The organism is Solibacillus sp. FSL W7-1324 (assembly GCF_038008025.1).
Classification (GTDB): domain Bacteria; phylum Bacillota; class Bacilli; order Bacillales_A; family Planococcaceae; genus Solibacillus.
Map to the genome: position 1 here is coordinate 1532100 of NZ_JBBOYH010000001.1, position 22416 is coordinate 1554515.

A 22416-nucleotide genomic window follows, 5' to 3' on the forward strand; every position below is an offset into this window, starting at 1 on the left:
AAAATGATTCGAAAATTAACAAACGAAGACTTGGAAATTACAATGGCACTTGTACATAAAAAACCAGCAGAAAATTTATTTATCATCGGTGATATTGAAGCGTATGGCATGGAATCCGATATCCAGGATTTATGGGGACAATTTGACGGTGATCGGCTGATTGCTATCTTACTGCGCTATGATCAGAACTACATCCCGTATAGTGAAGTGAATTATGATGTCGAAGGATTTGCCAAAATAATCAGCGGAAATCCAGGGCGCATTGAAATATCGGGACTCCAGCACTTAGTCACGCCATTAAAAAAATGGATTGACCGCGATATTCGTCGGGACAGTGAAACGTATTATGCAAAATGTACAGAATTGACTGTTCCGACTGCTGAATTGGATTTTTCAAATGTGACGTATTTACAGCCTAGTGAGTATGAAGAAAATATTGAAATGCTCCAATCGATTCCGGAATTTTCTACGGGGACATTCAGTGTTGAAGGAAGAGAACGCGCGGAAAAGTTTAAAACAGGGCGCACTTATATTATTCGTGATGAACAAGGTGTAATGGTGTCTTCCGCATCAACAACAGCGGAAAATTCACAGTCCGCGATGATTGTGGGTGTTGGAACTAGACCAGGGTATGGGAAAAAAGGATATGCGACACATTGCATGTTAAAGCTTTGCCAAGACCTGCTCGCTGAAGGTAAGTCAATTTGTCTGTTTTATGATAACCCGGCAGCAGGACGAATTTATAAGCGGATCGGATTTGAAGACATCGGATTTTGGACAATGGTCCGTTATGAAGAAAATAAGGGGGATAAACGTTATGCGGAAATTAGTAGCAGAGCAACCGATTCAAATAAACGCCTATGATATTGATGCGATGGGCATTGTCAGTAATATTGTGTATGTCAGATGGTTTGAGGATTTACGTATGGCTTTTTTAAATGAACATTATCCGTTGGCGGATATGATGAAAATGCAAATTTCTCCGATTTTGATGAAAACGGAGGTTGAATACAAAGCACCTTTAACAATATTCGATCAACCGGTCGGACGGTGCTGGATGGTTAAAATAGGGCAATCAAGTTGGGAAATGGAGTTGGAAATTGCAACGGAGAAGCAAACACATTGTACCGGAAAGCAATCAGGATGCTTTTTCAATTTGGGAAAGAAAAAAGTTGCGAAAATTCCTGAGCCTTTAAAAGAACTTTTTGAAATGGAGCAATGAAAAGGGAGCTATTAGTGATGAAAGAAGTCCTAGAGGGAGTAGTAAATAAATCGATTGATGTGGATTTAATCAATCTAAACGAATTAATGGAGTTCATGTTAAACAATATCGGTAATACGGATGGCTATTTACGGGATAACTTAATTTATCGGGGATTTTGTGAATTAATTCTGAATGGGAAATTTACTGATGAACAATTAATTGTGCTAGTAAAAACATGTTTGGATAATGAGCACCTTTACTTGAATATTACTCAGAGCGAACCTTCTGATGATGTATTTACAAGATCGTTTTCATCACTTGTTATCACCCTTATTTTAGGGTTAGATCGTGAAAAAAGAATATTGCCAGAGGAACTCGTTGTTGAGGCCATTGACCAAAGTATCCAATATCTTTTTCTTGAGAAAGATTACCGGGGGTTCGACAATACGAAAGGCTGGGCACATGCGGTCGCACATGGAAGTGACTTATTAGCAGAAGCAATTAGACATCCGCTAATGGTTGATACGCATTCATTATGGAGTGCATTACAAAGTTTGAAAAGCTGCCTTCATACTGAATACGCTTTAATCGATGAGGAAGAAGAACGCATGTTACCGGTCATTGATGCATTACTGGATAAGGGACTGACAGATGAGCAACTGTTGAAGTGGTTAAAAGGATTGCATTATGTAGAAGTAGAAGATTGGCATAAGAAATACCGGTATGAATGGAACGTGAAGCAATTCGAGGCGGCATTATTAAGACATTTATTAAAATCAGCCAAATGTACACAAACAGCCGATTGGATTATTCATGGAACTCCCACTTTAGTTTAAGGAGCTGAAAAATTGAAACGCATTTCTTTAATAGTACTGCCATTCGTTTTATACATATCAGGTTTGCTCGCTTATTATTTTGATAAGATTAACGGTTATCTATTTATTATTTTAATTATAGTCGGCTTAGGTATTTCGATTTCCGGTTTTTTTCTTTACCGGAACGAAAAGAAGTTGAAAGCTGCTTTTTTAGGGATATTTTATATACTATCTCTATTAACTATATTTGAAAGCCGACTGATCGATTATGAAAAGTATACTTATTTCCTTGTCTCATATAACGAGCCTTTTGAAATAGTGGAAGATTCAGGTGTTAATGTACTGGCAGTGGATGTTTTTGAGGCCCCATATATAACAGATTTGGGATATTTAATTCATACTATAGAATCTTCAACGAATAAAAAAGTTTTGGATGCGGAAGTTGTCACGAATGAAATCCGGTACCGTTCGAAAAACGTAGAATTACTAAGTTATGTACGTCCCGCGGAGAAACATTTTGAAACGATGAAGGAAAACGTCATTGCTTATTTACCAGAAAACTCTTCTGCTATTAATCAATTTTTAGAAAGAGAAGATATAGAAGGTGACAGTGCGGGACTTGCCGCTGTGTTAAGCGCCCTTATTGAAAAAGGTGAAGTCAACAATAATGTTCCGGTTGCCGTAACAGGAGCGATTGATAGTAAAGGAAATGTGAAGGAAATAGGTTCGATAAAAGCGAAAACTTTGATTGCTGAACAAAGCGGTTTTTCTCATATTCTTTTACCTGTGGAAAATGAAGAAGAGGCGAAGAAAGTAAAAAATGATGAACAGCTTAATATTAACATTATTGCGGTGGCATCTATTGAAAATGCCGTAGCAAATGTCAAAAAGCTAAATGAACGAGAGACAGGTAAATGATAAAGCGAATAATTGAAATTAAACAATCTTTGATTAGTTAGATAGTAAATTTATGTACAAAACACCTAATAGACGAATAATAAATACTTCATTTATGCAAAAAAAGCTTGCTGAGATAATTATTACCCTATCATTTTTTAAAAGACTATGTTATTTTTATTTTTATAATAATTTAATAATTTGCAATTTAAATAAGTGCTTACAGAATTTTGTAAGGTAAAAGGGAAATTAGTGAAAGACTAATGCAGCCCCCGCTACTGTAATAGCTGATGAAATCACAATAAATCACTGTCGTAATGATGGGAAGATGTGAAAGTAAAACGAAGCTTAAGCCAGGAAACCTGCTTATTTAAACGATACTTACTTTTCGGAGGGAAAAGTATAGGCGAAACAAGTAATTGTTTTTGTGTTTTTATATACTTTTTAAGTATTAATTTCACATGCCCGTACCTCTTTCTGACGAGAGGTACGGGCATTTTTTATTTATTAAATGGAGGGTGTTAACATGCAAAAAGGAAAAATCTTTGTTGTAGGGTTTGGTCCTGGAGATCGGGAGCATATAACAAAACGCGCAGTCGATGCTCTACAGCAAAGTGACCATATTATGGGCTATAAGACGTATGTGGAACTGATCGAGCATTTAGTGACGGCGAAAACCATTGTCAGTACAGGAATGACAGAGGAAGTATCGCGTGCCCAGGAAGCTGTAAAACAGGCTGAAGCCGGTCATATAGTTGCTGTTATTTCCAGTGGGGATGCGGGTGTATACGGAATGGCAGGGCTCGTATACGAAGTATTAATCGAAAAGGGCTGGACTGCAAAAGAAGGCATTGAAGTGGAAGTAGTTCCGGGAATATCTGCGATTAACTCCTGTGCAAGTTTACTAGGCGCTCCTGTTATGCATGATTCTTGCACAATTAGTTTAAGTGACCACTTAACACCGTGGACGGTCATCGAAAAACGGATTGAGGCAGCTGCAATGGCAGACTTTGTCGTTGCGTTCTACAATCCGAAATCCGGCAGACGCACAAGACAAATTGTTGAAGCACAGCGTATTTTGCTGAAGTATCGTTCTCCTGCTACACCTGTTGGACTAGTAAAAGCTGCTTACCGGGATACACAGGATATTGTGTTAACAACATTGGCAGAGATGCTGGAACATGATATCGGAATGCTGACAACGGTCGTCGTGGGGAACTCTTCAACATTTTACTATGACAATAAAATCATTACACCGCGCGGCTATCAGCGAAAATATACATTAGGTGATGAAAAACAGCTGTTAAAACCGCACCAGCGATTGAAAAAAGAAGCGGAACCATGGGCATTGGATCAGGAAACGGGTGAATCGAAGACCGGGTATGAAAAAATTGTAGCAATCGAGAAAAAAACAGTTGAACCAGCAGCGGATATTAAAGCAAATGCATTACAGCTGGCAAATGAAGCACTAACGCTCGTACATAAAGAAACATCTGCTGTAAAAGTTGAAGAAAACCCTTTTTTAGTGCAGCAACAGGTGGAATCCATCTTTGAGTTTGCTGTATCACCGGGTGTTGCCAATAAAATGATTACACCCCATCAAATGATTACATTGGCAGAGGTTGTCGGAGAAAGAGGTACGATGGAGTATACGCCTGACCACCGTCTTGTACTGAAGGTACCGACCGATTCGCCTGAAAAACTGGTCAAAACAGTGGAACAAACAGGTTTACTCGTTCAACCGGTCGGTGACGTAGTAATCGTCAAGGCGTGTGATTTCTGTTACGGGGAAAAAGCGGAATCCATTCCATATGCCGAACAGATCATGGAAACGCTCGGTGGCATTAAAATGCCGAAAGAGCTGCACGTCGGTTTTAATGGATGTGGTATGGCATGTTATCGCGCGGTTTTTGATGATATCGGTATTGTATACCGCAAGAAAAAGTTCGATTTGTTTATCGGTTCCAAGCCAGTAGGACGAACAGCTCATGCCGCACAACCTGTTTTAGAAGGAATCGATCCGGAAAAACTGATTCCTTTACTAACAGACATTGTTGCGGACTATAAAGAACATGCGCATCCGAATGAACGTTTCTTCAAATATTTCAAACGTGTGAAGAAAATTCTGAATTTCAATTATGTCGACATGTCATGCAAAATTAAAGTGGAAGAAGCCCCTTGTGGAGATTAGGTGAACTGATGATTTTATTTCTAGCAGGAACAAGTGATGCAAGAGAGCTGGCGGTTCAGTTAATGAAAGCTGGCTATGATTTGGTAGCGACTGTTGTTACGGATTCTGCTGCTGCAAGTCTACAGGAAGCGAAAGTTCCGTATCATGTCGGCCGTTTAAATGAGCAGCAAATGAAGGAACTGATCGAAGAACGACACGTAACAACGGTTGTGGATGCAAGTCATCCGTATGCAGAAGAGGCTTCAAAAACAGCGATGGCTGCTGCAGATTTAACGGGTATTCCCTATATCCGATATGAACGTCCTCAGCAGAGCTATGTAAATCCGCTCGTGACGGAAGTGGAAACATATAAAGAAGCGGCAATTGTTGCATCCGCACATTCAGGAACAGTTATGTTGACGACAGGCAGTAAAACGCTTGCCGTTTTTACAGAGCAATTAATACAGAACGAAAATATTCGTCTCGTATGCCGGATGCTGCCAAATAAAGAGAATATGGATAAATGCGATGCACTTGGTGTGAAACAGCGCGATATTATCGCAATTCAAGGACCGTTTTCTAAAGCATTGAATAAAGCGCTTTACGAGCAATTCAGCACAACGCTCATTATTACAAAGGAAAGCGGAAAAGTGGGATCGGTCGACGAGAAGATGGAGGCGGCTTTAGAGCTTGGGATTCCCGTTATTTTAATTAAAAGACCAAAAATCCAATATGAAAATGTATGCACTTCATTCGAGAAAGTGTTTGAAAAATTAGGAGGCAAATAACAATGGCAAATATGAACTTTAATACAGAATTCGTACCACTTACAGTAGACCCGGACAAAATATATGACTACAGTTTTGCAATCATCAAAGAAGAAATGGGTGAACATTCATTTACAGATGAACAATGGCTTGTCGTTCGCCGCGTTATTCATGCTTCGGCAGACTTCGAATTGGGGCGCAGCATGATTTTTACGGATGATGCGATAGAAGCGGGCATTCAGTCAATTTTAGCTGGACGTCATGTTGTAGCTGATGTCCAGATGATTGAAAGTGGTTCAGGGCGCAAACGATTCCAAAAACATGGCGGGGATTTACATTGTTATATTGCGGATGAAGACGTGTCAATCGAAGCAAAAAAACTTGGAACAACGCGTGCCATTATTTCGATGCAAAAGGCGACGCAACTGCAGGAAGGCGGTATTTATGCAATCGGTAATGCCCCGACAGCTTTACTTGAACTGATTCGCCTGATTAAAGAAGGCCTTGCAAAGCCGGATTTAATTATTGGGATGCCGGTTGGGTTCGTTTCGGCAGCAGAATCCAAAGCGGAATTAGCGATTTTAGAAGGTATTCCGTTTATTACGAATGTAGGAAGAAAAGGTGGCAGTACTGTAACCGTCGCAGCATTAAATGCCATCTCAATCATGGCAGATGAACGAGCAAAAGAAGCGAAATAAAAAAGATCCGTCGGAAATGCGTCACGGCTATACAACAGGAGCTTGTGCAACTGCGATGACAAAGGCTGCCTTGTACGCACTTGTGACCGGAGAAGTTCCTGAACATGTAACGATTCATTTACCTGTCGGGAAGGATGCCACATTTACGGTGGCATCCTTTGCAGTAAAAGACAATGAAGTGATGTGTGAAACGATTAAGGATGCCGGGGACGATCCGGATGCAACACATAAAGCACGCATTCAAAGTACGGTTCGCTTTGTAGAAAAAAGCGGTGTCCATCTGGACGGTGGAATCGGTGTCGGTCGTGTGACAAAAGCAGGACTGCCCGTCCCTGTCGGTGAAGCGGCAATTAACCCTGTTCCACGAAAAATGCTTCATGGTGTCGTCGAAGAAGCGATTCAACTTTTCCAGATTGACAAAGGGGTCGAAGTGATTATTTCCGTTCCGGACGGTGAGGAAATTGCGAAGAAGACGTTAAATGCAAGGCTTGGTATACTGGGCGGCATTTCTATATTAGGTACGCGCGGTACGGTCGTGCCCTTTTCAAGTTCTGCCTATATGGCAAGTATCGTGCAGGCAATCAGTGTTGCAAAAGAAGCAGGCTGTGACCATCTAGTCATTACAACCGGAGGTCGCAGTGAAAAATATGCAATGAAGCAATATCCGCATTTACCGGAAGAAGCATTTATAGAGATGGGAGATTTTGTCGGATTTACATTAAAGCATATTGCTCGTAAAGAGATTCCCCAAGTATCGCTTGTCGGGATGATGGGGAAATTTTCTAAGGTAGCACAGGGTGTCATGATGGTGCATTCAAAAAGTGCACCTATCAGTTTCCCGTTTTTGGCTGAAATCGCGAAAAAAGCTGGAGCTGATACAGAAATAATCGAGCAAATATTACATGCGAATACGGCATCACAAGTAGGGGAAATCATGCAGGGGAATGACCAATTTTTTGAAGCGCTTTGTAAAAACTGCTGTTACTTTGCACTAGATCATATGAAAGCGAAATTACGTGTTTCCACATCGCTGTATGCAATGAACGGGGACATGCTGGGAAAGGCTGAGAATATTGAACAATTGGATGAAAATGATTGGTATCGGGGATAACGGTCCAGCAAGTTTACTCCCTCAATATATCGCTTGGATCAATTCAAGTGAAGTACTTGTTGGTGGTAAACGTCATCTTGACTTTTTTCCGGATTACACCGGCGAGAAGATCATGATAAAAGGTGGACTCTCACGACTCGTGGAAAAGCTGCAGGCAGAAACGAGAAACGTCGTCATTTTAGTATCAGGCGACCCGTTGTTTTACGGATTAGGAGGAGTTTTGGCGAAGAAGCTCCCATTAGAAATTTACCCATATGCAAGCTCTGTTCAATTAGCATTTACAAAAATGCAGGAAAGCTGGCAGGATGCCTATTTAACGAGTGTTCACGGGAGATCATTGAAAGGGCTTGCCCAAAAAATCGATGGCCGAAAAAAAATAGCGATATTGACAGATGAAGAAAATTCACCGAATGCAATTGCCCGCTATTTAAAAGCGTACGGCATGACCGAATACGATGCGTTTGTAGCAGAAAACTTGGAAGGTCCAACTGAACGATGTCGTCATCTTTCTTTGGATGAAATGGAGAATGCCGAATTTTCACCATTGAATGTCGTTATTTTAAAGCAGCGTGAAGCTGTAGATCGTGCGTCAATCGGTATTGATGATGACAAGTTTATTCAGCGAAAACCGGATAAAGGGCTCATAACGAAAAAGGAGATCCGTGTACTTTGTCTACAAGCGCTGCAATTAAAAGAAATAAGTATCGCGTGGGACATCGGGACATGTACAGGCTCAGTTGCCATTGAAATGGCGAAAATTGCCCGTGAAGGTCAAGTATATGCGATCGAAAAAAATGAAGCCGATTTGGAAAACTGTCTTCAAAATCAGCATATTCATCGTACGGATTTTACAGCTATTTTAGGAAAAGCACCGGAAAGGTTAGAGGAATTTCCTGATCCGGACGCCATTTTCATCGGTGGAAACGGCGGCAATATGGAGCAGTTACTGCAATTATGTGTCGATCGATTAAAGCCGAATGGCCGCATTGTGATGAACATCGCGACTATTGAAAACTTGGCAGAAGCTATGGGGCATTTTAAAAAGTTCAACTGTGATGTTTCTGTACTGCAGGCACAAATCTCAAAAAGTAAGCCAATTTTAAATTTAACGCGTTTTGAACCGTTAAATCCAATTTTTATCGTAACAGCACAGAAAGGGTTGGAATTATGACAATCGGTACATTAATCGGATTAGGTGTTGGACCAGGAGATCCTGAACTTATCACAGTAAAAGCTTTTCGAATGTTGAAAGAATGCTCGGTAATTGCCTATCCTCAAAAATTACGCGGCAGTAAATCGTATGCTCAAAGAATAATCGATGTGTACGTTAATCCGGCAGAAAAGGAAATGCTTGGACTTGTATTTCCGATGACGAAGGACGAGGAAACATTGCAGGAAGCATGGTCTAAATCCGCAGAGAAAATCTATGCGCACTTGAAAGAAGGCCGAGATGTTGCTTTTGTAACGGAAGGCGACCCGATGCTTTTTAGTACATATATACACTTGATGAACTTAATGAAGGAAATGCATCCCGATGTCCCGATGAAATCTATTGCGGGAATATCTTCATTTAATGGGACTGCCAATCGTTTAGGAATCCCATTGGCAGACGGCGATGACCATGTAGCAATGATTCCGGCAACTTCGGATATGGCAGAGATGCGTCGTGTTATTGAGACCCATGACGGGATTGTGTTCATTAAAGTAGCGAAAGTATTAGAGGACATGCTGGATTTACTTGAAGAAATGAACTTACTTGAAAAAACGTATGTTGTGACAAAAGTAACTTCAGATGAAGAAATTATTTGGAAAACGAATGAATTGCGTGGAGCTGAGCTCAATTATTTATCATGTATGGTGGTGCGAAAATAATGAAGAAAATTTGGATTATAGGTGCAGGACCCGGCGACCCGGATTTAATTACTGTGAAAGGTCTTAAACTGCTTCAACAAGCGGATGTTGTCATGTATACAGATTCTTTAGTGAGTGAAACTCTAGTTGCCGAAGCCCGTGCGGATGCAGAAGTGATCCGTACAGCCGGCATGCATTTACAAGAGATGGTTGATTGCATCGTCGAACGCGTCAATGCGGGAAAAATGGTTGTGCGTTTACATACGGGTGACCCGGCAATGTACGGGGCAACAATGGAACAAGTTGCATTGTTAAAGAACCATAATATTGGCTATGACGTTGTTCCAGGTGTAAGTTCAGTATTTGCAGCCGCTGCAGCCGTAGGAGCGGAATTGACGGTTCCTGATTTAACGCAAACTTTGATCTTAACACGAGCAGAAGGACGTACACCGGTACCTGAACGTGAAAAACTGCAAGCGTTGGCAAGCCATCATTGCACAATTGCAATGTTTTTAAGTGCCACATTAACGAAAAAGATTACAAAAGAACTACAGGCTGCGGGCTGGTCGGATGATACACCGGTTGCAGTTATTCAACGAGCATCATGGCCAGATCAAAAAATCGTTCGCACGACAATTGCTGAACTGGATGAAGCGATGCGGACAAATGGAATTCGCAAACATGCGATGATTTTAGCCGGCTGGGCTCTTGATCCCAACATTCATGAAAAAGATTACCGTTCAAAATTGTATGATGCTACATTTACACATGGTTTCCGTAAAGGTGTGAAAGTCGATGATTAATTTACGTGAAGGGGAAATACCGGAAGTTCGTGTGACAAAACCTTATGCACTTGTAGCCATTACAAAGCATGGTGTGGCGAATGCACGAAAGTATGCGGAGAAGTTTCCGTATGTCGATGTCTATTATATGAAGAAATTTGAGCAGGGCGACGAGGCTGAAAAAAATATTCAATTATTTGACGGGACAGTGCGCCTGTTGCTTCCTGCATTATTTAAAGCATATAAGTCGATGATTCTGATTATTTCCCTCGGTGCAGTCGTTCGGATGATTGCCCCGATTTTAGTAGATAAAAAGAAAGATCCGGGTGTTCTCGTTGTTGACGATAAAGGACAATATGTCGTGAGTGTTTTATCCGGACATATTGGGGGTGCGAATGCCCTGACAAATGAGTTTGCACAAGCAATCAATGCGACTCCGATTGTAACTACAGCATCCGATGTTCAAAAAACAATCGCGGTTGATTTATTTGGCGCACGGTACGGATGGGTTTGGGACAGTGAAGAAAAATTAACGCCTGTCAGTGCTTCAGTAGTGAATGAGGAGCAGGTTGCGATTGTTCAGGAAACCGGTGAAAAAAAATGGTGGCTGCATGAAACACCGATGCCTGATACTTTAAAAATTTACCGGACAACAGAGGAAGCAATCGCCGCAAAACCACATGCTACATTGCTCATTACCGATCGTATTATTGAACAAGAGGAAGAAGTATTACTTGAAAACGGCGTAATTTATCGACCAAAATCAATTGTTTTGGGAATGGGCTGTAATCGAGGGACATCTGCAGAAGAAATTGAACAACTAATTGATGAAACGCTTGGAGAACTAAAGCTAAGCAAAAAAAGCGTGAAAGCAATCGCCACAATCGATTTGAAAAAAGATGAGCAAGGTTTCCTGCAAGTAACGGCTAGAAACAACTGGCAGTTTATAACGTATACACCGGCAGAGCTAAATGAAATGCCGCTGCTAAATCCATCTGAAACAGTCTTTAAATATACAGGGGCTTATGGTGTCAGTGAACCCGCAGCATTACGGTGTGCCAATGCGACAGACTGGCTATTGGAAAAAAAGAAAAGCGGCAATGCAACCATTTCTGTTTCCCGGATTACATTTGATGAGGAGGTAACCGGATGAATCGATTCGTATTAGCCGGAACAGGAAGTGGCGTTGGAAAAACGACATTTACGATTGGTATTATGCGTGCACTGATGAAGCGCGGCTTAACTGTTCAAGGATTTAAATGTGGTCCGGATTATATCGATCCGACGTATCATACAGCTGTAACGAAACGTTCTTCTCGCAATATTGACAGTTTCATGATGTCAGAAGATGTTGTCCGTACGATTGTCGCAAGAAACAGCATTGATTCAGATGTTTCGATTATTGAAGGAGTAATGGGTTTCTATGATGGAAAGTCCCCATTATCGAATGAAGGATCGGCAGCACATATAAGTGCCATTACTAGTAGTCCGGTAATTTTAATCGTTAATGCTGCTAGTATGGCTCGAAGTGTAGCAGCCATTGTAAAAGGATTTCAGCAGTTGGATGATAATGCCCATATTGTGGGGGTTATCGCCAATCAGTTGGGCAGTAAAAGTCACTTTGAAATTATTAAAACAGCGATTGAACATGAATGTAACGTGCCCGTCCTCGGCTATTTGCAAAAAGGTGCGGTACCAGCTTTGCCGAGCCGTCATTTAGGTCTAGTACCGGCAATTGAACGAGGAGAACTCGACCCATATTTTGATGAGCTTGCAGATGCTATTGAAGCAACTGTTGATCTGGATTTATTGTTACAAGTCACAAAAGCAGACAAATTGGAACAGACTTCAAAGATATTTGAATCACAAGATAACACGCAAGAGATTCATTTAGCTGTTGCAAAAGATGCAGCATTTAACTTCTATTATGAAGAAAATTTCGAATTACTCAAAGCGAACGGTGCAAAACTGCATTTCTTCTCCCCTATTGAAAATGAACCGGTTCCTGAACAAGCACAAGGTTTATATATTGGCGGAGGGTTCCCTGAAGAATTTGCAGAGAAGCTTGCACAAAATCAACAGGCAAAAAATTCGATAAAACAAGCAATTGATAAGGGGATTCCAACACTTGCAGAATGTGGCGGCTTCATGTATTTAACTGAAGAAATTTTCAACCGTGAAGGAAATGGCTACAAAATGCTAGGTGTAATTCCGGGAATCGTTCGTATGCAGGATAAGTTAGCGGCGTTAGGCTACAGAGAAATTACCGGTGTTGAGGGCAACTTTTTAATTGGTGAACAGGAGCTTGCTAAAGGTCATGAATTCCATTATTCCGTATACGAAGGAAATCATGAAACACCTGCTTATTTTACAACCGGACGCTTTGGAGCGAAACAGGAAGGTTATTCTCGAGGAAACCTAGTCGCTGGATATACACATTTTCATTTCGCATCCAATCCACAACTCGTGAAAAATTGGCTTGCAGCTTGTTTGGAGGTAAGAATATGAATTATTTTCCGTTAATGGTCAATATAGATTTTAAAAAAGTGGTGATCGTCGGTGGAGGCCATGTAGCCCGTCAAAAAGTGGAAGCATTATTACCTACGAATGCCCAGATTACCGTTATCAGTCCGACAGTAACGGATAAGTTAAAAACTTATTTAGATGAGGGCAGAGCAGTCTGGAAACAAAAACTTTTTGAACCGGCTGATTTAGACGATGCAGCTCTCATTTTTGCGGCAACTAATGACGAAGCGGTAAATGATGCTGTGGAAGAAGCGACACAGCATTGGCAATTATTAAATCGTGCAGATGCTTTAGGGCGTATGGATTTTATGAACCCTGCTGTTGTCCGTCGTGGAGATTTTGTTGTAACGGTATCAACAACTGGCGCAAGTCCGGCGCTTACTAGAAAAGTAAAAGCTGATTTAGAGGAACAATACGATAAAAGTTATGCAGATTATGTTGCATTTTTAAAAAAAGCCCGTTTACTTATTCTTAAAAATTATGAAGGCGATGCAAAAAAAACAGCGCTTGCTCAATTACTTGAGCCCGAAATACTGGGTTGGATTCAGCAAAAGAATGAGGGAAAATGTGCACAGTTTTTACGTCAGATTGAAGCGGGAGAAATCAATTGAGTGGATTTGTTTATATAGTTGGTGCTGGACCGGGTGATCCGAAATTACTGACAATACGTGCCTTAGAGTGCATTCAGATAGCTGATGTCATTTTATATGACAGACTAGTAAACCCTGAAATTTTAAAACACGCAACAGCCCATTGCGAATTAATTTATTGTGGCAAAGAACCGGGAAAGCATGGCCTGATACAAGATGAAATTCATCGTGTGCTAGTTGAAAAAGCACAGCAGAACAAGCAGGTTGTCCGTCTAAAAGGAGGCGACCCATTCGTCTTTGGACGAGGCGCAGAAGAAGCAGCAATTCTTCGCAATGAAAAAATTGAATTTGAAATTGTCCCAGGAATAACCGCAGGAATAGCAGCACCGGCATATGCAGGCATACCCGTTACACACCGTGATTATGCAACAAGCTTTGCTATAGTTACCGGGCATGGCCGTGAAGAAAAGGGGCAGGACTTTTTAAGCTGGGCAAGTCTCGCTCATATCGATACGATTGCGTTTTATATGAGTATTGGCAATATCGATCATATTACGAAAAGCTTAATCAAACATGGAAAGAAACCGACAACCCCGGTTGCAGTAATTGAATGGGGAACAACAAGCAATCAGCGTACGATTACAGGTCGATTAGAGACGATTTCCGAACAAATTCAACAGCAAAATATGGTCAATCCTTCGATGATTTTAGTCGGGGATGTCGTAGGAATTCGGGAAGATATTGCATGGTTTAGTGAAAGGGTTGAGACAACATGTTAGAAGTATTAAAAAAACGACGTGCAGTTCGTCAATTTTTATCAAAGGAAGTAGAACGGGAGAAAATTGAACAATTATTGGAAGCGGCAACTTATGCTCCGAATGATCGCATGCGCGAGCCTTGGCATTTTTATATTTTGCAAGGTGATAGTTTAAAACGTTTTGAACAAGTAGCATTTGATTATTTACAGCAACGCTTCCCGACAAAACCAAACTTAGTGGAAAGCTCGATGCAGGCAGTAACAAAAACACCGCTCATCATTGTCGTAACTTCTGCCATAGTGGAAGACGATGAAGGGGCGACACTGGACAATAAATTTGCTGTTAGCAGTGCGATCATGTCGATGTGGCTAATGGCTGAAGCGCTCGGTTTAGGTATGGTGTGGCGGACACGTGGAGTCGGTCTTGTACATGATACAGCTTTGCATGAATTTATCGGGGCGGCGGATTCCGAACACCTCGTAGGTACTTTATGTATTGGCTATCCGGAGGAACCGGTTACAACAGAGAAAAAACGTACATCGTATTCAGAAAAAACAACTTGGCTTTAAGGAGGCATTTTCATGGCGAGAAAAGGAATGCTGCTCGTATATACGGGTGAAGGAAAAGGCAAAACAACAGCTTCATTAGGTGTAACCTTACGGGCAATCGGACGTGGGATGACTGTGAAATATTTTCAGTTTATTAAATCACCGGAACGTACATATGGGGAACAGATTGCACTTCGTAAATTAGGTGTTGAAACCGTTCAGCTTGGCATTGGTTTTACATGGACAAAAACACCGGAAGAACATAGAGAAGCGTTAAAAAAGGCTTGGCGAATTGTAAAAAAAGAGTTGCAGGATGAGACGACTGATTTACTCGTATTGGATGAGTTAAATAATGCATTGGCGATTTCAAAATTCCCGATTGATGATGTTTTACCTTTAGAAGAAGTAATTGAAGTAATTCGTAATCGACCGGCCACAATGCATTTAGTCGTGACAGGACGATCAGCACATCCGGATCTTATTGCAATGGCTGATCTGGTATCAACCGTTGATGCGACAAAACATTATTACAGCGAGCAGGACGTCACAGCGATGAAGGGGCTGGAGTTTTAGTGCAGGCAATCATGATTCAGGGCACCTCATCCGATGTGGGGAAAAGTGTACTATGTACAGCACTATGTCGCATCTTAGTTAATGACGGTTACCGGGTTGCGCCGTTTAAATCTCAAAATATGGCACTTAATTCGTATATTACGAAAGACGGTGGAGAGATTGGACGTGCTCAAGGGGTCCAGGCAGAAGCGGCAAAAATTGATGCAACAACGGATATGAACCCGATTTTACTGAAGCCTAAAGGGGATATGGTATCAGAAGTGATTTTGCACGGTAAACATTTTGCAAACATGGATGCGGTCAGTTATCGTGAACAATTCGTAGAAGATGTCATGCCTGAAGTTCGTACATCGCTTGAACGTTTATCGGATAACTATGATGTTCTTGTTTTGGAAGGCGCGGGAAGTCCCGCGGAAATTAATTTGAAAAGCCGTGATATTGCCAATATGCGAATGGCTCATGAAACCGATGCGTCTGTTATTTTAGTTGCCGACATTGAACGGGGCGGTGTTTTTGCATCACTTGTCGGAACGCTGATGTTATTGGACGATGCGGAAAGAGCACGTGTCAAAGGAATCATTATCAATAAGTTTCGCGGTATGAAAGAACTGCTGACAAATGGAATCGAGTGGCTGGAAGAGTATACAGGGATTCCTGTACTTGGCGTTATTCCTTATTTTGATGTTCAAATTGAGGCTGAAGATTCGATGGCGCTATCCAGCCTGCGCTTGAAAAAGCCGCAGCAGCATGAATTTGCGATTGATGTCGCTGTCATCCGGTTTCCACGCATCTCCAATTTTACCGATATAGATCCTTTGTTTGAAGAACCGGGGGTAGGTGTGCGCTTTGTTACCAACCTAAGCGATTTAAAAAATCCGGATGTCGTAATTTTGCCAGGAACTAAAAATACAGTGGAAGATTTTTTATGGCTTCAGCAAACCGGGTTGATGCAAGGAATTTTACAATTAGCGAACCAAAATGTCCGCATCATAGGTATATGTGGAGGTTATCAAATGCTAGGTGAGATCATTCGTGATGAGCAGGCGGTTGAAAGCACTGGCGGAACGTATTTAACTTTAGGTTTGCTGCCGATTGAAACAACATTTATTAATAGTAAGCAAACGGTTCAAGTTTCTGGAAGAAGCTGTACAGGCCATGAGATTGAAGGTTATGAAATTCATCTAGGGCGCAGTATAGCGACTAAACCGTTGAAGCCTTTCATCCAATTTTATGACGGCCGGACAGATGGTGTGTATACGGAGCAAGTATTTGGTACATATGTACACGGGATTTTCCAAAATCGCCTATTCACACGTGATTATTTTAATACAATCCGTATACAAAAAGGGATGGAACCAATATCAGGAGATGTCTTATCTGATTTTGAACGTCGCGAACAAGCCTATGAAATGCTGGACCGCCATGTACGTGAGCATTTGGATATGGAGAAGATTTATTCGTTTATTTCGGAAATCACGGTTGAAAAGAGGTGAAGTTGATGGCTGTTTTACATGGGCCACTTGCGATTGATTTTGAGCAGCTCTGGAAGGAAGGGATGCTGGACTGGCATGGAAATATGCCGGAACGGATGAAAAATGATGCGTTGGAAGAAGCCTTTTGGGCACAATCGATGCAAAAAAAATCCTATAAACAAACGGATGCACATGCCGTTCCGATTTATGAAAAGATTCGTCAATACATACCACAGGGTGCAAGCTGTCTGGAAATGGGACCCGGTTGGGGGAATTATACATTTCCTTTAAGAGAAGATGTCGGAAAACTGACATTGGTTGATGGATCAAAAAGTGTTTTGGACTATCTGCAGCAGTATTTCATAGAAGACGATGCGGTACACTTTGTCCATGCAAAATGGGAAGAAGCCGATGTTGAACAACATGATATAGTGATCGGAGTCAATTGCTATTACCGAATATATGAGATGAATAAGGCATTGCTGAAAATGAATGATCGTGCAAAGAAAAGGGCGATTATCGGTTTAACAACAGGACCGATTCAACCGCATTATGATGTTTTAGCAAAAGAATATCATTATCAAATTAAATATCCTAGACGTGATTATATTGAAATTTTAAATATGCTGTATCAGCTCGGTATTTATGCTAATTGTGAGATGCTGCCATTAGAGCGTGTTTATTACTATGATAATTATGAAGCACTCTATGTGGCACAAAGTAAAAAGATACTATCGAATCCGTTTGATTCAGAGCATGTTAAAGAGGTACTTGCCCGATTCGTTACAAAGGAGGAAGGCAAGATTGTTTACCGACATAAATTTTATGCAGCCATCATTAGTTGGGAGCCGGTAAACTTCGATGAATAAGAAAAAATTTTGGCTATGGATACTTATTTTAATCATTGTGCTCGCAATATCGATTATTGGTGCGATAATGGTAGGTTCTGTAGGAATTACACCCCAGTTAATTATTGAGGTTTTACTTTTCAAAACAGGAATATTAAATGAAACAAACGCTTCAAATGCGCAGCAAATAATCATTTGGGAAATTCGGGTACCCCGCGTATTATTGGCACTTTTAGTTGGGGCTTCTTTAGCAATTTCGGGTGCCGCAATACAGGCTCTAGTAAAGAATTCCATTGCAGATCCATACATACTCGGTGTATCCTCGGGTGCTTCTGTCGGAGCAACTTCGGTAATTTTATTCGGTGCATTTAGCTTTTTCGGAGTGTTTGCTTTATCGCTTGCCGCTTTTTTGGGTGCGATAATAGCCGTATGGATTGTCTTTATGCTTGCGCGGGTGAGTGGGAAAACTTCAATGATTCGATTGTTGCTTTCGGGAATTGCGGTTTCCATGGTGTTAGGAGCGATGACCAACTTTATGTTAATGATTTCCAAAGAACAAGGCGGTGTTCAGGCCGTCATGTTTTGGATGCTTGGTAGTTTAGGTGGCGCAAAGTGGTCAAATCTCGGAATACCTTTTTTTACTTTTTGTATCGTATTCCCATTATTACTACTAAGCTATCGTCAATTGAACGCACTGTTGCTAGGTGAAGAAACAGCATCGACATTAGGGATTAATATTGAACGATTCAGGTTGTTCATTATTATCATTGTTTCATTATTAACCGGCGTCGTAGTTGCTGTAAGCGGGAGTATCGGATTTGTCGGTCTCATTGTCCCGCATATTGTGCGTATGATTGTCGGGTCCAATTATAAAGTAGTTTTACCGCTAAGTGCGTTGATTGGAGCCATTATTATTATATGGGCTGATATAGGTGCACGTATTGCCATTGCACCGGAAGAAATGCCGATTGGGATTATTACCGCATTATTCGGCAGTCCGTTCTTTATTTGGATGCTTCGTCGAGAGCGTTATGCATTTGGGGAAGGAGAATGAGATGTTCCAGCTACAACATGTTGAATATTCGGTGGATGATAAGGAGATTTTGAAAAATATTTCTTTGGAAATTATAGAAGGAAATTTTATAGGGATTATTGGTCCAAATGGAAGCGGGAAATCAACGATGCTTAAAATTTTATACCGTCATCTGAAACAATCATCGGGAAAAGTAACTTTACATGAACAGGAAGTTTGGGATATTTCCCCGAAAAAACTGGCTAGACAAATGGCTGTCGTTAGTCAGGAGTCCACTGTGTTATTTGATTTTACGGTAAGAGATTTAGTGATGATGGGGCGCACTCCTTATAAAGGCTGGCTCAGTTCTGATAACTCAGAAGATATGTCGATTGCGGACAGAAGCATGAAATTAGCCAATGTCGCCCATTTAGCTAATCGTGCATTAAGCAATTTATCAGGTGGCGAAAAAAAACGGGTAATGCTCGCACGTGCATTGGCACAGCAGGCGAGTATTCTCATATTGGATGAACCGACAAACCATTTAGATATTGAACACCAGCTCCATTTAATGGATCTAGTCAAAGAGTTACCGATAACGATTATTGCAGCGTTACATGATTTAAATTTAGCTGCAGCTTATTGTGATAAGTTAATCGTTATGAAAGACGGAATGTTACATATTCAGGGTTCACCTGAAAGCGTCTTAACAACAGAGATGTTAAAAGAAGTATTTAACATACTTGCAGGAGTTTCAAAAAATCCATTCACAGAAAAAATGCATTTATTTTTTTATACTAATACAGCTATGGATACAAGAGGAGAATATTAATGAAATTGCGAAAATATATTTTGGTACCAATTGCCCTGGCATCAGCACTGATTTTAGGTGCATGTTCAGATGATGAGCAAAATATTAAACAAGCAACAGCAGATTCAGAAGAGACGTCACAGGTAATAACAATCGAAAACGAAGGGGTATCCATTACATATGATGAAGCGCCCAAAAATGCGATTTCTATTAATCAGCATGTAACAGAAGTAATGCTTGCACTAGGGTTGGAGGATTCGATGGTAGGTACAGCTTACTTAGATGACCAGATTTATGCTCCATTACAAGATGCATATGACCAAGTTCCCGTACTGGCCGAACAATATCCTTCGAAAGAACAAGTTATCTCGACAGAAGCCGACTTTATTTACGGTGGTTGGGCAAGTGCATTTAATGAGAAAAACTTAATGTCACGCGAAGAATTAGAACAATTGGGAATCGGCAGTTACTTGCAGTCTTCCTCTGTAAAAGTTGCTCCGGAGTTAGAGGATATTTACACGGATATTCGTAATATCGCAAAGATCTTCCGTGTTGAAGAGCGCGGTGAAACGTTGATTGAAGAAATGAATTCAGATATTGAAAAGATTAAAGAAAAGGTCCCTACGGTGGACAAACCAATTGATGTTCTAGTATTTGATAGTGGTGATAAAGATGTATTTACAGCAACGCAAAACTTTATGAACACGCTCGTGAAAATGGCAGGAGCAAATAATATTTTTGGTGATATCGAAAAAAACTGGGCAACGGTTTCAAAAGAAGATGCCGTTGAGCGTAATCCTGAGGCCATCATTGTCATCGATTACGGTTCTACAACAGTTGAAGAAAAAATTAATTTTCTCAAAAATGATCCGGCACTGAGCCAAACATCGGCAGTACAAAATGAGCGTTTTGTTGTTTTACCATTATCGGCTGCTTCAGAAGGTGTTCGAGTGGCAGAAGCACTTGAAATTATCGTGAAAGGTCTATACCCTGATTCATTTTAACCTTTCAAAATCAAAGGAATTCGACCAGTCGCTACAAATACGCATTTGATGAATGGGAGCGGTGAATATATGCAAGAATATGCTAAGAAAAATTTTGAGAAGGCGTTGCAGCTGCCGATGCCGAACAAGACTTTTGCTAAATTTAAAGCAATGGATGACTATGTAGCATTAATTGTACGACCAGGTTTAATAAACAAACATTTAACAAGTGATCAGCTGATTGTGTTAGCGAATCTTGAAAAATCTGGCGCTGTAAAATATTCTGCCGGCCATAGTTTTATCGTTACGGTCCATCGTTCGAATGTTGAGCAGGCAATGGAAAAATTAACGGAAGTGAATTTGTATGTGGCTTCGCAAACACCAAGTGCTTTATTCAAATGTTGTGACTTTTGTGATGGGGATTTGTTAGACGGTTTCCCACTTGCAAAGGACTTACTGGAACAAGTTGAACAAATGCCATTAAAAAATAGAGTACGCATCGGCTTTAATGCATGTACTAAAGCATGCTATAACGCGGTACAGGATGACCTGGCACTCATTTTCCATAATGGCAAAGTTGATGTTTACGGAGGCGCAATTCCTATGGGAAGACGTGCCAGTTCCGGGCATCTATTGGTGAAAAAAGTACCGGAAAATCAAGTGATCGATCTTGTGAAAGACATATTAGGGAAGTACAATGCGTCATCAACTGAGAAGTTTGCCGCGTTCGTGCACAAAAATAAAGCTTATTTTGAACAACTACAAGAAGGAGGACTCTATGACAACTTGGAATTTAAACCAAATGCAGCGACATCTATTAATTTGTAACGGGGCTACTTGTATGGGTGCCGGTGCAGAAGAAGTAACACAGCAAATCCGGGATGAAATTCGAAAAAATCGTTTAGATGAAATGATTCATACATCACGTACTCGATGTAATGGGCGATGTAAAGATAAATGTGTTGTCATTGATTATCCGAAAGGGACATGGTATTCCGTTCAAAACCAGGAAACCTCGCGTGCCATTGTACAGGATACCGCTGAAGAATCATCCATTATTTATTCGGTGGAACACGGGGAAAGAATCCGTCATGAGAATCGAATAAAAGGGATTGATAAATATAAAAAAGGAAGAGGACCAATGAAAAAGGCAGTTCTATTTGTTGGACATGGAAGCAGAGTAGAAGCAGGAAATGAGGAGGTACGTCAGTTTGTCGAGCAGATGAAAACGTACATTGATCCAGCACTTCTTGTTGAGACTTGTTTTTTAGAGTTTGCTGTCCCGAATATAGAAGATGGAATTCAGCTATGTATTGAAAAGGGTGCGGATGAAGTTCATGTTATTCCGATCATTTTATTGCATGCAGGACATTCAAAACTGCATATTCCAGCCGAAATCGAACATGCTAGAGAGCATTTTCCGGATGTTCGGTTTACATATGGTCAAACAATTGGGATTCACGAAGAAATTTTTGAGATTCTTAAGTCTCGATTAGCTGAAGTCGGCTTCAATCCTGATGAAAAATATGAAGACACAGCTATTTTACTTATTGCGCGCGGCGGTAGTGACCCATATGCAAACGGTGATTTCTATAAAATTACCCGCTTGTTATGGGAAAAACTAGACGTTCCAATTGTAGAAAGCGCATTTATGGGCGTAACGACACCATCTGTGGAGCAAGGAATCGAGCGTTGTATCAGACTTGGAGCAAAAAAAGTTGTGATGCTTCCATACTTCTTGTTTACAGGAATTTTAATGGAGCGAATGGCAAAAATGGCCCAGCAGTTTACAGAGCAGTATGAAGATGTCGATTTTTTACTTGCAAATTATTTCGGCTACCATCCGAATTTAAAGAAAGTATTGCTGGAGCGCATGGAACAGGCCCTAGACGGTACATCAACAGGTATGATCGATTTAGAGAATTTCCGCAAATATGCAGAAGAACATGGATATGAACACCACCATCATCATTAATGTTAAAATTTATCCAGAGCATTGA

The 22416-nt window shown here is 40.8% G+C and carries 24 protein-coding genes and 1 riboswitch; all 24 genes read left to right on the top strand.

Annotation, left to right across the window (positions count from 1 at the left end):
• The first annotated feature begins 3 nt into the window (after positions 1-3).
• The 24 genes from MKY71_RS07350 to MKY71_RS07465 all read left to right on the top strand — a co-directional run bounded on the left by MKY71_RS07350 (position 4) and on the right by MKY71_RS07465 (position 22391).
• A complete protein-coding gene (locus tag MKY71_RS07350) occupies positions 4-864 on the top strand; it encodes a GNAT family N-acetyltransferase (RefSeq protein ID WP_340732036.1) in 861 nt (286 codons plus the stop codon).
• On the top strand, positions 818-1222 hold the full coding sequence (locus MKY71_RS07355; RefSeq protein ID WP_340732037.1) for an acyl-CoA thioesterase: 405 nt from the start codon (positions 818-820) through the stop codon (positions 1220-1222). The genes MKY71_RS07350 and MKY71_RS07355 overlap by 47 nt, the downstream gene beginning before the upstream one ends.
• A 17-nt stretch (positions 1223-1239) precedes the next feature.
• Positions 1240-2040: a DUF2785 domain-containing protein gene (locus tag MKY71_RS07360; RefSeq protein WP_339199004.1), complete on the top strand. Its 801-nt coding sequence runs from the start codon at positions 1240-1242 to the stop codon at positions 2038-2040.
• 12 nt (positions 2041-2052) lie between these two features.
• On the top strand, positions 2053-2937 hold the full coding sequence (locus tag MKY71_RS07365) for a S16 family serine protease (protein WP_340732038.1): 885 nt from the start codon (positions 2053-2055) through the stop codon (positions 2935-2937).
• 176 nt (positions 2938-3113) lie between these two features.
• Positions 3114-3300: riboswitch (cobalamin riboswitch) on the top strand.
• A 142-nt stretch (positions 3301-3442) separates the two neighbouring features.
• Complete coding sequence (gene cobJ, locus MKY71_RS07370; RefSeq protein WP_339176144.1) at positions 3443-5107, top strand: precorrin-3B C(17)-methyltransferase; 1665 nt, start codon at positions 3443-3445, stop codon at positions 5105-5107.
• Positions 5108-5115: 8 nt separating this feature from the next.
• Positions 5116-5874 carry a precorrin-6A reductase gene (gene cobK, locus MKY71_RS07375; protein ID WP_176142126.1) on the top strand — a complete coding sequence of 253 codons (759 nt, stop codon included), beginning with the start codon at positions 5116-5118 and terminating at the stop codon, positions 5872-5874.
• A gap of 2 nt (positions 5875-5876) precedes the next feature.
• Complete coding sequence (locus MKY71_RS07380) at positions 5877-6551, top strand: precorrin-8X methylmutase (protein ID WP_079526266.1); 675 nt, start codon at positions 5877-5879, stop codon at positions 6549-6551.
• Positions 6526-7662, top strand: a complete 1137-nt coding sequence (locus MKY71_RS07385) for a cobalt-precorrin-5B (C(1))-methyltransferase (protein WP_079528736.1) — start codon at positions 6526-6528, stop codon at positions 7660-7662. The genes MKY71_RS07380 and MKY71_RS07385 overlap by 26 nt, the downstream gene beginning before the upstream one ends.
• Positions 7637-8833 carry a precorrin-6y C5,15-methyltransferase (decarboxylating) subunit CbiE gene (gene cbiE, locus MKY71_RS07390; RefSeq protein ID WP_340733618.1) on the top strand — a complete coding sequence of 399 codons (1197 nt, stop codon included), beginning with the start codon at positions 7637-7639 and terminating at the stop codon, positions 8831-8833. Before MKY71_RS07385 ends, cbiE begins: the two co-directional genes overlap by 26 nt.
• Positions 8830-9534 (top strand): precorrin-2 C(20)-methyltransferase, encoded by a 705-nt coding sequence (gene cobI, locus MKY71_RS07395; RefSeq protein WP_340732039.1) that lies wholly within the window; start codon positions 8830-8832, stop codon positions 9532-9534. Before cbiE ends, cobI begins: the two co-directional genes overlap by 4 nt.
• Positions 9534-10316 (top strand): precorrin-4 C(11)-methyltransferase, encoded by a 783-nt coding sequence (cobM, locus tag MKY71_RS07400; RefSeq protein WP_014824147.1) that lies wholly within the window; start codon positions 9534-9536, stop codon positions 10314-10316. The genes cobI and cobM overlap by 1 nt, the downstream gene beginning before the upstream one ends.
• Positions 10309-11448, top strand: a complete 1140-nt coding sequence (locus tag MKY71_RS07405; RefSeq protein ID WP_340732040.1) for a cobalt-precorrin 5A hydrolase — start codon at positions 10309-10311, stop codon at positions 11446-11448. The genes cobM and MKY71_RS07405 overlap by 8 nt, the downstream gene beginning before the upstream one ends.
• Positions 11445-12803, top strand: coding sequence for a cobyrinate a,c-diamide synthase (locus tag MKY71_RS07410; RefSeq protein ID WP_340732041.1), 1359 nt, complete (start codon positions 11445-11447; stop codon positions 12801-12803). The genes MKY71_RS07405 and MKY71_RS07410 overlap by 4 nt, the downstream gene beginning before the upstream one ends.
• The gene (locus MKY71_RS07415) at positions 12800-13432 is read left to right on the top strand and encodes a precorrin-2 dehydrogenase/sirohydrochlorin ferrochelatase family protein (RefSeq protein WP_340732042.1); all 633 of its coding nucleotides are present in this window, start codon (positions 12800-12802) and stop codon (positions 13430-13432) included. Before MKY71_RS07410 ends, MKY71_RS07415 begins: the two co-directional genes overlap by 4 nt.
• The gene (gene cobA / locus MKY71_RS07420) at positions 13429-14190 is read left to right on the top strand and encodes a uroporphyrinogen-III C-methyltransferase (RefSeq protein ID WP_340732043.1); all 762 of its coding nucleotides are present in this window, start codon (positions 13429-13431) and stop codon (positions 14188-14190) included. The genes MKY71_RS07415 and cobA overlap by 4 nt, the downstream gene beginning before the upstream one ends.
• Positions 14184-14738, top strand: a complete 555-nt coding sequence (locus MKY71_RS07425) for a nitroreductase family protein (RefSeq protein ID WP_340732044.1) — start codon at positions 14184-14186, stop codon at positions 14736-14738. The genes cobA and MKY71_RS07425 overlap by 7 nt, the downstream gene beginning before the upstream one ends.
• A gap of 12 nt (positions 14739-14750) precedes the next feature.
• A complete protein-coding gene (locus MKY71_RS07430) occupies positions 14751-15290 on the top strand; it encodes a cob(I)yrinic acid a,c-diamide adenosyltransferase (RefSeq protein ID WP_340732045.1) in 540 nt (179 codons plus the stop codon).
• Positions 15290-16783: a cobyric acid synthase gene (locus MKY71_RS07435; RefSeq protein ID WP_340732046.1), complete on the top strand. Its 1494-nt coding sequence runs from the start codon at positions 15290-15292 to the stop codon at positions 16781-16783. Before MKY71_RS07430 ends, MKY71_RS07435 begins: the two co-directional genes overlap by 1 nt.
• A 5-nt stretch (positions 16784-16788) precedes the next feature.
• Positions 16789-17631 carry a class I SAM-dependent methyltransferase gene (locus tag MKY71_RS07440; RefSeq protein WP_340732047.1) on the top strand — a complete coding sequence of 281 codons (843 nt, stop codon included), beginning with the start codon at positions 16789-16791 and terminating at the stop codon, positions 17629-17631.
• Positions 17624-18664, top strand: a complete 1041-nt coding sequence (locus MKY71_RS07445; RefSeq protein WP_340732048.1) for a FecCD family ABC transporter permease — start codon at positions 17624-17626, stop codon at positions 18662-18664. The genes MKY71_RS07440 and MKY71_RS07445 overlap by 8 nt, the downstream gene beginning before the upstream one ends.
• A gap of 1 nt (position 18665) precedes the next feature.
• Positions 18666-19454 carry an ABC transporter ATP-binding protein gene (locus MKY71_RS07450; RefSeq protein ID WP_340732049.1) on the top strand — a complete coding sequence of 263 codons (789 nt, stop codon included), beginning with the start codon at positions 18666-18668 and terminating at the stop codon, positions 19452-19454.
• Positions 19454-20437, top strand: a complete 984-nt coding sequence (locus MKY71_RS07455) for an ABC transporter substrate-binding protein (RefSeq protein ID WP_340732050.1) — start codon at positions 19454-19456, stop codon at positions 20435-20437. Before MKY71_RS07450 ends, MKY71_RS07455 begins: the two co-directional genes overlap by 1 nt.
• 69 nt (positions 20438-20506) lie before the next feature.
• Positions 20507-21244, top strand: a complete 738-nt coding sequence (locus MKY71_RS07460) for a sulfite reductase (protein ID WP_340732051.1) — start codon at positions 20507-20509, stop codon at positions 21242-21244.
• Positions 21195-22391, top strand: coding sequence for a CbiX/SirB N-terminal domain-containing protein (locus MKY71_RS07465; RefSeq protein WP_340732052.1), 1197 nt, complete (start codon positions 21195-21197; stop codon positions 22389-22391). The genes MKY71_RS07460 and MKY71_RS07465 overlap by 50 nt, the downstream gene beginning before the upstream one ends.
• Positions 22392-22416: the final 25 nt, after the last annotated feature.

What these genes read in the sequence shown, in the direction of transcription:
- MKY71_RS07350 (WP_340732036.1), top strand. Translation starts at nt 4, where the DNA reads ATGATTCGAAAATTAACAAACGAAGACTTGGAAATTACAATGGCACTT.
- MKY71_RS07355 (WP_340732037.1), top strand. Translation starts at nt 818, where the DNA reads ATGCGGAAATTAGTAGCAGAGCAACCGATTCAAATAAACGCCTATGAT.
- MKY71_RS07360 (WP_339199004.1), top strand. Translation starts at nt 1,240, where the DNA reads ATGAAAGAAGTCCTAGAGGGAGTAGTAAATAAATCGATTGATGTGGAT.
- cobJ (WP_339176144.1), top strand. Translation starts at nt 3,443, where the DNA reads ATGCAAAAAGGAAAAATCTTTGTTGTAGGGTTTGGTCCTGGAGATCGG.
- cobK (WP_176142126.1), top strand. Translation starts at nt 5,116, where the DNA reads ATGATTTTATTTCTAGCAGGAACAAGTGATGCAAGAGAGCTGGCGGTT.
- MKY71_RS07380 (WP_079526266.1), top strand. Translation starts at nt 5,877, where the DNA reads ATGGCAAATATGAACTTTAATACAGAATTCGTACCACTTACAGTAGAC.
- MKY71_RS07385 (WP_079528736.1), top strand. Translation starts at nt 6,526, where the DNA reads ATGAACGAGCAAAAGAAGCGAAATAAAAAAGATCCGTCGGAAATGCGT.
- cbiE (WP_340733618.1), top strand. Translation starts at nt 7,637, where the DNA reads ATGAAAATGATTGGTATCGGGGATAACGGTCCAGCAAGTTTACTCCCT.
- cobI (WP_340732039.1), top strand. Translation starts at nt 8,830, where the DNA reads ATGACAATCGGTACATTAATCGGATTAGGTGTTGGACCAGGAGATCCT.
- cobM (WP_014824147.1), top strand. Translation starts at nt 9,534, where the DNA reads ATGAAGAAAATTTGGATTATAGGTGCAGGACCCGGCGACCCGGATTTA.
- MKY71_RS07405 (WP_340732040.1), top strand. Translation starts at nt 10,309, where the DNA reads ATGATTAATTTACGTGAAGGGGAAATACCGGAAGTTCGTGTGACAAAA.
- MKY71_RS07410 (WP_340732041.1), top strand. Translation starts at nt 11,445, where the DNA reads ATGAATCGATTCGTATTAGCCGGAACAGGAAGTGGCGTTGGAAAAACG.
- MKY71_RS07415 (WP_340732042.1), top strand. Translation starts at nt 12,800, where the DNA reads ATGAATTATTTTCCGTTAATGGTCAATATAGATTTTAAAAAAGTGGTG.
- MKY71_RS07425 (WP_340732044.1), top strand. Translation starts at nt 14,184, where the DNA reads ATGTTAGAAGTATTAAAAAAACGACGTGCAGTTCGTCAATTTTTATCA.
- MKY71_RS07430 (WP_340732045.1), top strand. Translation starts at nt 14,751, where the DNA reads ATGGCGAGAAAAGGAATGCTGCTCGTATATACGGGTGAAGGAAAAGGC.
- MKY71_RS07440 (WP_340732047.1), top strand. Translation starts at nt 16,789, where the DNA reads ATGGCTGTTTTACATGGGCCACTTGCGATTGATTTTGAGCAGCTCTGG.
- MKY71_RS07445 (WP_340732048.1), top strand. Translation starts at nt 17,624, where the DNA reads ATGAATAAGAAAAAATTTTGGCTATGGATACTTATTTTAATCATTGTG.
- MKY71_RS07450 (WP_340732049.1), top strand. Translation starts at nt 18,666, where the DNA reads ATGTTCCAGCTACAACATGTTGAATATTCGGTGGATGATAAGGAGATT.
- MKY71_RS07455 (WP_340732050.1), top strand. Translation starts at nt 19,454, where the DNA reads ATGAAATTGCGAAAATATATTTTGGTACCAATTGCCCTGGCATCAGCA.
- MKY71_RS07460 (WP_340732051.1), top strand. Translation starts at nt 20,507, where the DNA reads ATGCAAGAATATGCTAAGAAAAATTTTGAGAAGGCGTTGCAGCTGCCG.
- MKY71_RS07465 (WP_340732052.1), top strand. Translation starts at nt 21,195, where the DNA reads ATGACAACTTGGAATTTAAACCAAATGCAGCGACATCTATTAATTTGT.